This is a genomic window from Sphingobacterium sp. B16(2022), assembly GCF_012030425.1.
Lineage (GTDB): Bacteria > Bacteroidota > Bacteroidia > Sphingobacteriales > Sphingobacteriaceae > Sphingobacterium > Sphingobacterium anhuiense.
Map to the genome: position 1 here is coordinate 292089 of NZ_JAAUVN010000006.1, position 14303 is coordinate 306391.

Below are 14303 nucleotides of genomic sequence, written 5' to 3' on the forward strand. Positions count from 1 at the left end.
TTTAATAAATTATAACGTGTTTCAGCGCCGCTTAAATAATTAGATTAGGCAAACATTTTTTCAACAAAATTCGTTTACTACAGAAAATATCGCAAATTGCCTAAGTATAAATTAACATCGAATGATTCATAAAATATTTTTAACGCTAAGTGTACTAACTGCTGCCAGCTTAACAACAGTATTTGCACAAAATAATCAAGCGTTACCGATCAATCAATACCGGGTCACAGAAACTAAAATCAATGATTTGGTACATACTAAACTGAATGTAAAATTTGATTACGGTAAACGCTACCTATATGGAGAAGAATGGTTGACGCTAAAACCTCACTTCTATCCGACCGACTCTTTACGCTTAGATGCCAAAGGGATGGACATAAAAGAGATTGCATTACAAGAAGGTAATCAAAAAACACCACTTAAATATGATTATGATGGCGAATCGCTATTCATTAAATTAGGAAAACCATTTCAAGGGAACGAGAAATACACCATTTATATAGCCTACACCTCTAAACCAGATGAATTAAAAGCCAAAGGCAGTGCGGCAATCTCCGATGCAAAAGGATTATATTTTATCAACCCGGATGGAAAAGTTCCAAATAAACCGATCCAGATATGGACACAGGGTGAAACGGAGGCCTCTTCGGCCTGGTTTCCTACCATAGATAAACCAAATCAAAAAACCACTTCTGAAATTTCCATTAGGGTCCAGGACCACTATACAACCCTTTCTAATGGAGCGTTAACAGCACAGCATAAGAATACGGATGGTACCCGAACAGATACTTGGGAAATGACCCAAGCTCATGCTCCATACTTATTTATGATGGCCGTTGGTGATTTCAAAATAACAAATGATCACTACAAATCCATTCCGGTGGATTATTACCTTGAACCAAAATACGCTCCATATGCGAAAGATATATTCGGCAAAACACCAGCAATGATGGCTTACTACAGTCAAATTTTAGGCGTAGAATATCCTTGGAATAAATATGCCCAAGTAGTTGCGCGAGACTATGTATCGGGAGCTATGGAAAATACAACCGCAACTTTACATGGTGAACCGGTACAAAAGACAACACGGGAATTACTGGATGATAATGAGGAAGGAACTATTGCCCATGAACTATTTCATCAATGGTTCGGTGATTTAGTAACAGCCGAATCATGGTCAAATCTGACCATGAATGAATCTTTTGCAACATTCGGAGAGGTGATATGGCGCGGTCACGATGGCGGACAAGATAAAGAAGATAAATCTCGGTTTGAAAAACTGCAAAGTTATTTAAGATCGACCAAAAATGGAATAAGCCCTACCTTAGCACGCTTTCATTATAACGATAAAGAAGATATGTTCGATAATATCTCCTATTCAAAAGGATCGGTCATTCTCTATGCATTAAAAAATCAGATGGGAGATGCTGCTTTCTATAAATCGTTACAAAAATATTTAACAGACAATGCCCATAAAACAGGAGAAACGCACCAGCTTCGACTTGCTATGGAAGAAATAACAGGTAAAGATTGGAGTCCATATTTCAATCAATGGTATTATCAAGGCGGTCATCCTATTTTAAATATCCAATATACTTATGAAAACGGGACGCAGAAATTAGCAATTAAGCAGATGCAGGATGTCAGCGTACAAACGTTCACTTTACCTTTAAGCATCGATTTTTATACGGCAAATGGAAAAGAGACTAAAACTATTATTATTAATCAGCGAGCACAGGAATTTAGTTTTCCTTTTGAACAAAAGCCTGATTTTATCGATTTTGATCCTGCTAAAATATTGGTTGGTGAGGTCATCGATAATAAAACAATGTCCGACTATACGTATCAATATCAAAATGTACCGACCTATTATAACCGTATTAAAGCTATTGGATATGCCTTACACAATAAAAATACGGAAACAACAAAATTGTTAATAGAAGCATTAAACGACAAAGAAGAAGATCTTAGAGCTGCTGCAATTCAAGGATTGGATTTAACAGACCCATCCGTTAAAAATAGTGTTGAAGCAAAAATTATCTCCATGGCGCAGCAGGATACTAAAACGAAAGTAAGAGCTTCAGCATTGGTCGCATTAGGAAATAGCGGTAATCATAAATACTTGCCTATTATTGAAAAAGGTCTAAAAGAACAATCCTATGCTGTATTAAGTGCATCATTGCTGGCCATAAAAAAAATCGCTCCTTCAAAATTGAATAAATCAATTGAATCATTGGATTCCGAAGCAAAAGCATATTTAGCACCATTCATCAAACAGATCAAAGAAAAACGCTGATGGTAATTTTTAATGGATGTTATTTCCATTAAAAATTAGAATTGTAAAAAACAAATTTATCGAAGTTTGAAATCCGAAGTGATTTAGGTAGTTTTGACCACATGTCAACAGGAAAAAATATCTATTTCGCTTCGGATTTTCATTTGGGATCTTATCCACAAAGTAAATCCAAAGAAAGAGAACGTCTTATTATATCTTGGCTTGATCATATTAAAGATGATGTTGCTGAATTATATTTAGTAGGTGATATTTTTGACTTTTGGTTTGAATACAGTACTGTTGTACCAAAAGGATATATTCGTTTTCTAGGAAAACTGGCAGAATTGGTGGATAAGGGAGTCAAATTAACCATCTTTAAAGGAAATCATGACATGTGGATGTTCGATTATTTTAAAAACGAACTGCAAGCAACTATTGTCGATGACGAACTACTCATAAACCGAGATCAAAAATCTTTTTATCTCCATCATGGTGATGGCTTAGGTGCGGGAGATCGTAAATATAAAATCTTAAAAAAATTCTTCCGAAGCAAGACCTGTCAATGGCTATTTGCAAGATTGCACCCAAATTTAGGAATCGGCATTGCCACACGCTGGTCAAAACATAGTCGACTTGCTAATAATGAAGATGAGCATTTTTTAGGTGAAGATCAGGAATGGCTCATTGGTTATGCAAAAGAAATGGAAGCCAAGCAGCACCATGATTTTTACATTTTCGGACATCGTCATTTACCTTATGACATCAAACTTTCGGATCAGAGCCGAGTGATAAACTTAGGTGAATGGATGAATTACCAGACCTATGCAGTCTGGGATGGTCATAAACTAAAACTTGAAAAATGGTCGAAATAAAAAAAAGTTTACGCGATTGCCTTTTGAGTTACTACCCATTAGAAGCAGAGGACATTGAGGCTATAGAAGCTATTACGACCGAAGTCCACATCCCTCGGAATACCATCATTATACAACAGGACAAACTGCAACATGATATCTACATACTATCATCAGGATTAGCACGCGTCTATTATGAAGTTCCTAATAGAGAAATCACACTTGATTTTAATGATGCAGGCTGTATGCTGATGTCGGTCAATACCTACGCCCGAAATGAGCCTGGATATGAAAACATTGCTATTGTAGAAGATGCTACTTTATTTAAAATAAACTCTCCCGCCCTTTTCAGGTTGTATGAAGAAAATATTCGCATTGCTAACTTAGGTAGAAAAATTGCGGAGTACGAGTTTATTAAAATTGAACAGAGAGCGATGTCCAAACTTTTCAATACTGCACAAAGTAGATATATGGATCTGCTCGATAAATACCCCACTTATATCAACCGTATCAAATTAGGTTACATTGCCTCCTATTTAGGAATTTCCCAAGTCACCCTAAGCCGTATCCGCGCCAACATTCGGTAATTTTTTAACATTAGTAAAAAATAATTACGCTAATTGTATCCATCTTTGCAAAAAAAAGGCTATGAATTGGATATTATTAATTTTAGGTGGGTTATTTGAAATTGGGTTTACCACCTGCTTAGGAAAGGCAAAACAAAGCGAAGGTTCTGCCATGTATCTTTGGTATTTCGGATTTGTCCTTTCCCTGTTTTTAAGCATGGGTTTACTAATCAAAGCAACGCAAACATTACCGCTCGGTACGGCGTATGCAGTTTGGACAGGAATTGGTGCCGTAGGAACAGTTTTGATCGGAATCTTCTTCTTTAAAGAACCTGCAGATTTTTGGCGCATATTCTTCATTTTCACTCTTATCGCATCTATTGTAGGCTTGAAGGCAGTTTCTTCACATTAAGCGATAGAACTATTATTAAATCGACAAAATTTCTTTACTTTTGTAAGCTTAAAAGCTCTTGCGCATGTCGTAGAGTTTGAATAATGTGAATTATGTTAGAAAAATTACAGGCGATAAAAGAAAGATGGGAAGAAGTGGAGGCTGAATTAAGCAATCCAGAGACCATCAAAGATATGAAGCGTTTTGCCAAATTAAATAAAGAGTACAAAGATTTGGGCAAAATCGTAGATCAGTACCATATTTACAGAAATATGGTAAGCAATATCGATACCAATAAAGATATTATCAGCAATGAGAAAGATCAAGAACTTCGCGATATGGCGAAAGAAGAGCTTGATGAATTATTAGTTGCAAAAGAAGAGAAGGAAGATGAAATCCGCATGATGCTGATTCCGAAAGATCCGGAAGATGACAAAAATGCAATTTTAGAGATTCGTGGTGGTACTGGTGGTGATGAAGCAGCATTATTTGCCGGTGATTTATACCGTATGTATACCCGTTTCTTTGAAACCAAAGGCTGGAAAGTTGAGGTTATGGATGTGACGGAAGGAACTTCTGGTGGCTATAAAGAGGTAATCTTAAAAGTAATGGGTGAAGATACTTACGGGCAATTGAAATATGAATCGGGTGTACACCGTGTACAACGTGTGCCTGATACAGAAACTCAAGGTCGTGTCCATACTTCTGCGGCATCTGTTGCTGTTCTTCCAGAAGCTGAAGAGGTGGATGTTGACATCAACCCAGGAGATGTTGAGATGCATACGTCACGTTCAGGCGGTGCCGGTGGTCAGAACGTCAATAAGGTAGAAACAAAAGTACAGTTGACTCACAAACCTTCGGGTATTGTAGTGGTATGTCAAGTAGAACGTTCTCAATTAGCGAACCGTGAATTGGCAATGGAAATGCTCCGTACTAAACTTTACGAGATCGAATTGAACAAAAAGAACGGCGATATTGCTGCAAAAAGAAAAACTTTAGTCTCAACCGGTGACCGTTCTGCAAAAATTCGTACTTATAACTACCCTCAGGGAAGATTTACAGAGCACCGTATTGGAATGACAACATACAATTTACCAGCTATTTTGGACGGTGATATTCAGCCGATTATCGATGCATTACAGTTCGCTGAGAATGCAGAAAAGATGAAAGACGGAGCCGTAGACTAGTTTTTTTAAAAATAATATTAGCAAATAAAGAAATAAACGCTATATTTGCACACCTTCAAGAGAGAAGGTAAACGGTCTGGTAGTTCAGCTGGTTAGAATACATGCCTGTCACGCATGGGGTCGCGGGTTCGAGTCCCGTCCAGACCGCCAGAAATAAGAGAGTAATCTCGAATAGTTCTTTAACAACATTTAAAATTTGGTCCGGTAGTTCAGCTGGTTAGAATACATGCCTGTCACGCATGGGGTCGCGGGTTCGAGTCCCGTCCGGACCGCCAATTTTAAATAACATTTTACATTTTTCGGTCTGGTAGTTCAGCTGGTTAGAATACATGCCTGTCACGCATGGGGTCGCGGGTTCGAGTCCCGTCCAGACCGCCAAAAAAAGTAAAAACGGTCCGGTAGTTCAGCTGGTTAGAATACATGCCTGTCACGCATGGGGTCGCGGGTTCGAGTCCCGTCCGGACCGCTGGAATAAAAAAGCTTTCAATGCAAATTGAAAGCTTTTTTTGTTTATATAGGACTTCTCCCTAATTCACCTGTTCTTTTTTATTACATTTTCTATAGATAGCTTTTAGTATAGCTATACGAAATATGCATAACGTAAAACATGTTCAACATCTTGAACATCTAAATACCCTATTATTTTAACGTTTTTAATCTATTTTTCAAACTCAGAGATAGATCTAGCAGATTATTGTGGTAACTCGTCCCTAAATATCATTTTTGACTCATAATAGCGCAAGACAAGCTTATCATTGGCTAACTGTCTAAATTAAATGTACAATCTAAAATTCCTATCAATATATAGATACAGACAAAAAAAGAAGCCTTAATATGCAAGGCATAAGAAGGCTTCTCTTTTGTTTTATTATAAAGCTATTATTCTGCGCTCACAGAGAATTCCGCCGCTGCAGCAAAGTCTTGTCCATTTTGCGAACTTAATGCTGTAAAACGAATAAAACGACCTTTTACTGGCTTAGCCAAAGTTACGGTCTTCGGTTTTCCGTTATTTTCGAAATTACTTTCAGCAACTGGCTCGCTCCAATTCTTACCATCTGTACTCACTTGCAATTTATAGCCTTTAATGGTACCATTACCACCACCTTGACGTGGGGTATAGGTAAAAGCTTTAATGGTTTTAATTGCATTCGCATCAAAATCTACCCAATGCGGATATTGTGCCACAGTAACAGAATACATCGAATGCCAAATTGTACTTGGATCACCATCTAATAAATTAGAAGCTTCACCTTCCCCTGTTTCTTCACTCGAAGCAAATACAACTTGCATCGGGATACTTTCTATTTTAGGAAATTGGAAGGAAGCTTTCAATTTCTCATTGCCCTTTGCCCATGCTGTCACAATACCACCTTCACGTAAGTTAACAGGAGCTTTGTATATTTGTGGTTTTCCTTTACCAATGGTATAATATAGTTCCGCACCTACCTGCTCACTTGCGATATGCAAGTCACCGTTACGGCTTCTTGACACCGAGATCGGCACATCACCCGCTAGAGATACCTGAGACTTCTGACGATAATCCTGATTAGCAACAGGACGGATAATAAAGCCAAACGAAGTTGATTTTGCTTTCACACGATCTTGTTCCAATGGAGGTCCTTGCCCACAGCTATTTCCACCCAAACCGGTAACTGCCGCATCCACATGTAAATGTGTACCTGAGCTTTTTGGTAATTTATAGGGATGACTTGCTAAGGTAACTTCCATCTCGCTCCACGGTAATGCAGATGTCGACATATGATCTTTGGCAATAAAGACCACACCAGACCCCGACTCATCCGTTAAAGCTGTCCAACGCACCTCTTCATTATTACTCATACTTTGAGGATTGGGCCATGGAACAAATTGGTCTTTAACCGTACTCGTATGTAACTCTATATTCTGTGCAGTTTTACGGTCTGCATAGTTATTGATCGGTCCTCTTCCGTAATACGTATAGTTGCTATATTGTTCTGGTAGCTGCAAACCATAACCTAATCGGGCTAAAGCTAACGTTTCATCATTGGATGTTACATTAGCGGCTAATTCGAGCGAACCATCTTGATATACTGTCCAGACCTGATTTGTTGTAAACTTGAAGTCATTAGCGCCAAAAGGTTTGTCTTTATGTTCTTCAATCGTATATGTTCCAGAAGTACCACCATGAATAGTCGCTGCATTAGGCGCTTGCGATTCGACCATAAATGATAATATGATTGCTCCATCTTGTCTCTTGTAGATCGAGCTGGATAATGCTTTATGCTTCAGATTATGTAAGCCCTTTTGAAACCATTGCTGATAAGCCCAGTTATCATTATCTACTGGTGCACGGAAAGCATCTAATTTAGGTCCCTCACCGTCACGAATAACCTGTTTTCCAGCATAGTTTAGGCTATAAATACTACCATTTTCCGTATCAAACTTAATAATGAAATCTGAACCTTTAATTACTTTTAACTTTTGTTCATCAACGATGCTTAGTTTAGCATTTGTCTGAACAGCAGCTATAGTAGGTTTTTCACTTGCAGCTTTAACAAACAACTGTTCCTCCATCTGTAAATATCCTTTAGCTGCCCATAATTGATCTTTAGCTAATAAGAACTGTATTTTAACAAAGTATTCCGATTGTTTATTTAATTTTTGAAAGTCCAAAGGTAATGTAACCACTTTCTTCTCACGTGCTCCAACTGTTTCACCCTTTACTACTGAGACAGGCTTCTGTATCTCCACACCATTTTCATATAAAGACCAAACGATATCGTAATCTACTAAAGAAACAAAATAGTTCTTATTAAAGATTTCTATTTTACCCTGTGCAATATCAACAGCCTTAACGCCCACATTCTGGTAAACTTTCTTTACCTCATAATATTGTGGCTTTGGCTTCATATCTGCGAAAATCAAACCATTATTGACAAATGTTCCATCATTAGGTTTATCACCAAAATCACCTCCATAAGCAAAGAACTTTTCACCAGACTGTTTATCATAATAATACATGGCCTGATCGATCCAATCCCAAGTAGCTCCGCCCATAAAGAAATTTGTCGATTCAATTGCTTCCCAATAATCAATCAGGTTACCTGATGCATTCCCCATAGAGTGTGCATATTCGGAAATATGGAACGGGTATTTCATCTTAAACTGCCCTTTTACAGCTTGACGAACCCATTCGATCGAAGGGTATTGGTTCGACCCCATATCAACGATATTATTATTACGCTCGTACTGAACAGGACGTGATGTATCAAATTTTTTAATCGCATCATATGCCGCTACAAAGTTGTTTCCAGGGCCGGCCTCATTACCCAATGACCAGAGAACAATAGAAGGATGATTTACATTTGCATGAACCATCTCCAAGTTACGTGCTACGTGTGCATTCTTCCATTCCGGAGGGTGTGAAAGAGAAGCATCGCCATAGTAATATTCATGACTTTCAATATTAGCCTCATCTTCTAAATAGATTCCGTATTTATCACATAAGTAATACCAATATGGATCATCTGGATAATGTGAATTACGAACATGATTGATATTCGCTTTCTTCATCAAGATAATTTCTTGCTCCATCTGCTCATGTGTCACCACTTTTCCTTTCTCAGGATTTGATTCATGGCGATTTACCCCTTTCAATTTTACAGTTTTGCCATTTACAAAGAAATAACGTCCTGCCAAACCAAACTCATCATCAGAAGCCTTTGTATCTTTAATTTCCACTTTACGGAAACCAACGTAAAGAGAAGATGTTTCTATTGTACGGTTTTTACTATCTTTTAATTCAGCAACAAGTGTGTACCGGTATGGGCGCTCTGCTGACCATTTATTGGGGTTTTCAACTTGAAGAGAAGCTTTCACGATAGATGAGGTATTCGGATTAACATCTACCACATCACTCGATACCAAAATAGATTTTACAGCTGTATTAACATCGCTATAAAGTTCATTCGCATAAAGACTATATTTAATCTGATGACCTTTAGCAACTTTTTTATCTTTATTTAAGATTTCAGCTTTAATACTTAAAGTTCCATTTTGATACTTTTCATCCAGATATGGAATGGCGACAACATCACGAATCTGAACCTTCGGCTTTGCTGTTAAAGCGACAGTTCTAAATATCCCCGGAAGACGGAACATATCCTGAGCCTCAATAAAAGAAGCATCTGAATTCCTGTACACTTCTACGGCGACAACATTTTCACCTTTCTTATTCAAATAATCAGTGATATTAAAAGAAGCTACATTACGTGAGTTTTTTGAAAAACCGATGTACTTCCCATTGATCCATAGATAAAAAAATGAATCTACTCCATCAAAATTAATATAGATATCACGGCCGTCCCAATTGGTTGGCACCTCAAATGAGCGTCTATAAGATCCGACTTCATTTCTATAGATATACGTTGTCCAATGCTTCGGAGGAGTACGCATAACACCTCCGCGCCAGTCATCCACTTTTACCTGATGTTGAAAAATAACAGGTTGGTTAACATAGATCGGTACACCATATTTTAAAGTGCCATCTTTTTGAATGCCCGCTATATTCCAGCTCATTGGAACACCAACATTATCCCAAGCTGTTACATCTGCTTGAGGATCAAAAAAATTCTTCGGTCTTTCATCAGGAGTTTTTACCCAATTAAATTTCCAGGTACCGTTTAAAGACTTCCAATACTCACTATTTTCCGGTAATACTTTACGAGCCTTATCAGCATCTTTAAAAGAGAAAAAATAAGCATAGGGTTGCTCCTTATTGAGCGCGAGGTCTTGGGGAGACTCCCACTCTTTACCTGTTGGAATCGTTTCGACCCCATAACGAAAGCCCGCAATCGGATCTCCGATTTGTGCGTTCACCTGAAAGGCCGATGCTAATAAAACTGCCATGACACAGCTTATTCGCATAGATAATGATTTGATCATATTCATTTATTAAATAGAGGTTGTCCACAAAAATATAAGCAATATAATGAAATACAAGTAGCTACAATTAATCATTCGATTGCGTAAAATTTATATATATAAAGATGGATAAGTTCCATTCTGTTCAAAAAGTTAATTAGGAAAGCTTCATAAACGGCTGAGTGCCCAAAATCAAAAATAAACTTGATGCACACGAAACCGCTATTTTTTTCGTTTAAAAAATTTACGCTTATCAAAAAAAAAGAGTAGGTTTGGCCCTACGTAGAATGGGTTTTTCTACCAAACAACACAAATATTAAACTCGTTGGGTTACTATTAGTTATATTAAGGTATTAATAGGTGAGTAAGATCAGTAAATCAAATAAGCTCGAGAATGATGAGCAAATCATAGCCGGTATTAAATCGGGTAGTAGTATTGCATTGGATGCAATATATGAATTATACTATCCATCTATTGCCCATATGATTTCTCAAAATAACGGAAGCGAAGATGAGGCAAAAGATATCTTCCAAGAGGCCGTGATTGTTCTTTATGACAAGGTTTCTAAAGGTAATTTTGAATTAAGCAGTAAACTTAAAACCTATCTATATTCGATTTGCCGAAGACTTTGGCTTAAGCAGTTAAATCGTGCAGGTTTTGGATCAGTAGATATCCGAGGTTATGAAGATTCGTTACCGGATAACGATGATATCGAGCGACATCAGGAGCTTGACAAAAAATTTGACCAAATGGAACACGCAATGTCTCTTTTAGGAGAACCTTGTAAAACCATTCTCCACGATTTCTATATCCAGAACCATTCCATGCAGGAGATCTGCGAGAAGTTTGGATATACCAATACTGACAATGCCAAAACTCAAAAATACAAATGCCTGCAAAGATTGAAAAAACTATTTTTCATGCAGTAAAAAAATTAGTATAACAAACAATGAGTATGATGAGCCAACAAGAGTTTTTTGAATTAGCAGATCGCTATCTCAGGGATGAAATGATAAAAGAAGAGCGTGCTTCTTTCGAATCTTTCTGTGCAGAAAACCCTTCTTTCTCGGCACAGCTAACGCAACACCGTCAATTTCTTGACAATCTTAAAGATACACAGTCACGTATTGATTTTAAACAGCAACTCGCACAGTCCGCTAAAAGTTATCACCAGTCGCATCAGCAGGCGAAAGTGCTTCCGATGAAGCAAACAAAAGTAATCTCTTTATGGGAAAAATTGAAAGCAAGTTCATTAGTAGCTGCTTCGGTAGCCGTAGTTGCGGTATTTTCCACATTATGGATTTCAGGATATTATAAGAATATTGATAAAGCAAATACAGATTACAGTGCATTGAAGCGTGACATGAATAATGTGAAGAAAGATGTCAATGAACATAATGCTGCGCTGAAAAGTATTAATAATAAGTCAACCAAAGCAAGTGAATCTTCTGTCAGTCAATATGGAGCTACAGGGTTTATGGTTTCAAATAATGGTTATGTCGTGACCAACTACCATGTTGTAAGCGGTGCAGATTCAATATACCTGCAAAATAATAAAGGGGAATCATACAAAGCACAGGTAATCCATTCGGACGCCAGCAATGATTTAGCGATACTACTAATTGAAGATGCTAACTTTAAAAGAGGCAAAACTTTACCATACACCTTTAAAACCGCAGCATCAGATTTAGGGGAAGATATTTATACGATAGGTTTCCCACGGGATGAGGCCGTGTACGGGCAAGGATATTTGAGTTCATCGACAGGATATGCCGGTGATACAATCGCTTATCAAATTTCAATCCCTGTTAACCCAGGAAACAGCGGTGGTCCAGTAATGGACACCAAAGGAAATGTTATCGGTATTATCTCCGGTAAACAAAGAGGGATTGATGGTGCCGGTTTTGCAATCAAAACAAAATCGATATTGAAAGCATTAGATGAAATACCTGCCGATTCATTGCAAGGGCAAGTAAAATTAAATAAGAAAAATATGCTCTCTGGTCTTTCAAGAACAGAGCAAATAAAAAGAATGCAAGATTATATATACATGGTGAAAGTATATTAATCATTTAAGACCCATAAAAAAAGGCATCAATTCAAATTGATGCCTTTTTTTATGAATAATATACTCCTAATTATAAATTAGGCTGTGGAGTTGTTCTTAAGTAAGGTTTGATTTCTTTAAAGCCTTTCGGGAACTTTGCAGGGATGTCCTCTGTTTTGATAGCAGGAACCACAATCACATCCTCTCCATGTTTCCAGTCCGCAGGTGTAGCTACAGAATAATCGGCAGTCAACTGTAAAGAATCAATAACACGTAATATTTCATCAAAATTACGACCGGTAGATGCAGGGTACGTTAGTGTTAATTTAATTTTTTTATCTGGCCCTATAATAAATACCGAACGTACTGTTACCGTTGCAGAAGCATTGGGGTGAATCATATCATACAATTCGGATACATGACGATCTTCGTCAGCAATAATCGGAAAATTAACAGTCGTATTCTGGGTTTCGTTGATATCCTGTATCCAATCCAAATGATCTTGAACAGGATCAACACTTAGCGCAATTGCTTTCACACCCCTTTTATCAAACTCCGATTTTAATTTCGCTGTCCGTCCAAGTTCAGTTGTACAAACAGGTGTATAATCAGAAGGGTGCGAAAAAAACACAACCCAGCTATCTTTAATAAACTCATGGAAATCAATATCTCCTATTGTCGTCTGCGCTTTAAAATTTGGCGCTTCATCTCCTAATCTTAAACTCATATCTTTCTTTTTTAAATTCGTAATACACTATATACTCTACAAATATAGTAGATTTTTATTCATAACAAAATCTAAGCTTTGTTTTTTACAAAAACCTGTTAAAAATTATTAAACTTTATTATGCAAGCATAATAATAAAATAAGTATATTTACTTACAAACCATTACCAATGTACACATTATGAATTTTGAATTAAACGAAGAATATAGCATGATTCAGGAAGCTGCTCGAGATTTCGCGCAGCAGGATTTAAAACCGGGTGTCATAGAACGGGATGAGAAAGCACTATTCCCTTACGACCAGGTGAAGAAAATGGGTGAATTAGGATTTATGGGCATGATGGTCGACAGTAAGTATGGAGGTGCAGGGCTTGATGCATTAGCTTATACCTTGGTCTTGGAAGAAATTGCTAAAATCGACGCATCAGCTGCAGTGATCATGTCTGTTAATAATTCTCTCGTATGCTACGGCTTAGAAGCTTTCGGCACCGAAGAGCAAAAAGAAAAGTATTTAAGACCTTTAGCTTCTGGAGAAAAGCTAGGTGCTTTTGCCCTATCCGAACCTGAAGCGGGTTCAGATGCAACATCTCAGCACACAACAGCAATAGATCAAGGAGATCATTACCTTTTAAATGGCACTAAAAACTGGATCACAAATGGCGGTAATGCCGATATTTGCCTCATCATTGCACAGACGCATCCCGAAAAAGCACATCGTGGCATAAATGTACTGATTGTAGAAAAAGGGATGCCTGGTTTTACAATCGGACCAAAAGAGAATAAACTTGGCATCAGAAGCTCAGATACCCACTCACTCTTATTTACTGATGTTAAAGTCCCTAAAGAAAACCGCATAGGTGAAGATGGATTTGGATTCAAATTTGCCATGAAAACATTAGATGGAGGTAGAATTGGTATTGCGGCCCAAGCATTAGGTATCGCCGCAGGTGCTTATGAATTCGCTCTTGCTTATGCAAAAGAGCGAAAAACCTTTGGAAAACCAATTGCAGAGCATCAGGCTATTCAATTTAAACTCGCAGATATGGAAGTTGAAATAGAAGCCGCAAGACTATTGACATATAAAGCAGCATGGACAAAAGATCAAGGGTTGCCCTACAGCAAAGAAGCGGCAATGGCCAAACTACATGCTTCCGAAGTTGCGATGAAAACAAGTATTGAAGCCGTTCAGATCCATGGTGGATATGGCTATGTAAAAGAGTACCATGTAGAAAGATTGATGCGTGACGCAAAGATCACACAGATTTATGAAGGAACTTCTGAGATACAGCGATTAGTCATCGCTAGAGAGATACTAAAATAAAAAGATTCACAGGGCAACCGATCATGCCCTGTGAAT

General features: G+C 37.7%; 10 protein-coding genes and 4 tRNA genes. 12 read left to right on the forward strand and 2 right to left on the reverse strand.

What is annotated here, in order from left to right; all coding sequences use genetic code 11:
- The first annotated feature begins 121 nt into the window (after nucleotides 1–121).
- The 9 genes from HCX49_RS23560 (at nucleotide 122) to HCX49_RS23600 (ending at nucleotide 5736) form a co-directional block, all read left to right on the forward strand.
- A complete protein-coding gene (locus HCX49_RS23560) occupies nucleotides 122–2296 on the forward strand; it encodes a M1 family aminopeptidase (RefSeq protein ID WP_168128309.1) in 2175 nt (724 codons plus the stop codon).
- 101 nt (nucleotides 2297–2397) lie between these two features.
- Nucleotides 2398–3147 (forward strand): UDP-2,3-diacylglucosamine diphosphatase, encoded by a 750-nt coding sequence (locus HCX49_RS23565; RefSeq protein ID WP_132772509.1) that lies wholly within the window; start codon nucleotides 2398–2400, stop codon nucleotides 3145–3147.
- Nucleotides 3135–3713: a Crp/Fnr family transcriptional regulator gene (locus tag HCX49_RS23570; RefSeq protein ID WP_168128310.1), complete on the forward strand. Its 579-nt coding sequence runs from the start codon at nucleotides 3135–3137 to the stop codon at nucleotides 3711–3713. Before HCX49_RS23565 ends, HCX49_RS23570 begins: the two co-directional genes overlap by 13 nt.
- Nucleotides 3714–3774: 61 nt before the next feature.
- Nucleotides 3775–4104, forward strand: a complete 330-nt coding sequence (locus HCX49_RS23575) for a DMT family transporter (protein WP_021189301.1) — start codon at nucleotides 3775–3777, stop codon at nucleotides 4102–4104.
- A 92-nt stretch (nucleotides 4105–4196) separates the two neighbouring features.
- Nucleotides 4197–5270 carry a peptide chain release factor 1 gene (gene prfA, locus HCX49_RS23580; RefSeq protein ID WP_132772513.1) on the forward strand — a complete coding sequence of 358 codons (1074 nt, stop codon included), beginning with the start codon at nucleotides 4197–4199 and terminating at the stop codon, nucleotides 5268–5270.
- Between the two features lie 73 nt (nucleotides 5271–5343).
- Nucleotides 5344–5420 (forward strand) — tRNA-Asp (locus HCX49_RS23585).
- 48 nt (nucleotides 5421–5468) lie between these two features.
- Nucleotides 5469–5545 (forward strand) — tRNA-Asp (locus tag HCX49_RS23590).
- Nucleotides 5546–5571: 26 nt separating this feature from the next.
- A tRNA-Asp gene (locus tag HCX49_RS23595) sits at nucleotides 5572–5648 on the forward strand.
- Nucleotides 5649–5662: 14 nt separating this feature from the next.
- Nucleotides 5663–5736 (forward strand) — tRNA-Asp (locus tag HCX49_RS23600).
- Between the two features lie 413 nt (nucleotides 5737–6149).
- Here HCX49_RS23600 and HCX49_RS23605 read toward each other — a convergent pair.
- The gene (locus tag HCX49_RS23605) at nucleotides 6150–10193 is read right to left on the reverse strand and encodes a glycoside hydrolase family 2 TIM barrel-domain containing protein (protein ID WP_206368680.1); all 4044 of its coding nucleotides are present in this window, start codon (nucleotides 10191–10193) and stop codon (nucleotides 6150–6152) included.
- Nucleotides 10194–10532: 339 nt separating this feature from the next.
- On the opposite strand from HCX49_RS23605, the gene HCX49_RS23610 reads away from it, so the two are divergent.
- Nucleotides 10533–11102: an RNA polymerase sigma factor gene (locus HCX49_RS23610; RefSeq protein ID WP_132772517.1), complete on the forward strand. Its 570-nt coding sequence runs from the start codon at nucleotides 10533–10535 to the stop codon at nucleotides 11100–11102.
- 26 nt (nucleotides 11103–11128) lie between these two features.
- Nucleotides 11129–12241 carry a S1C family serine protease gene (locus HCX49_RS23615; RefSeq protein WP_232789350.1) on the forward strand — a complete coding sequence of 371 codons (1113 nt, stop codon included), beginning with the start codon at nucleotides 11129–11131 and terminating at the stop codon, nucleotides 12239–12241.
- 70 nt (nucleotides 12242–12311) lie between these two features.
- On the opposite strand, the gene HCX49_RS23620 is transcribed toward HCX49_RS23615, so the two are convergent.
- Entirely contained in the window at nucleotides 12312–12947 is a 636-nt protein-coding gene (locus HCX49_RS23620) for a peroxiredoxin (protein WP_132772521.1), read from the reverse strand.
- A gap of 180 nt (nucleotides 12948–13127) precedes the next feature.
- Here HCX49_RS23620 and HCX49_RS23625 point away from each other — a divergent pair, with 180 nt between their 5' ends.
- A complete protein-coding gene (locus tag HCX49_RS23625) occupies nucleotides 13128–14267 on the forward strand; it encodes an acyl-CoA dehydrogenase (protein ID WP_132843885.1) in 1140 nt (379 codons plus the stop codon).
- Nucleotides 14268–14303 lie beyond the last annotated feature (36 nt).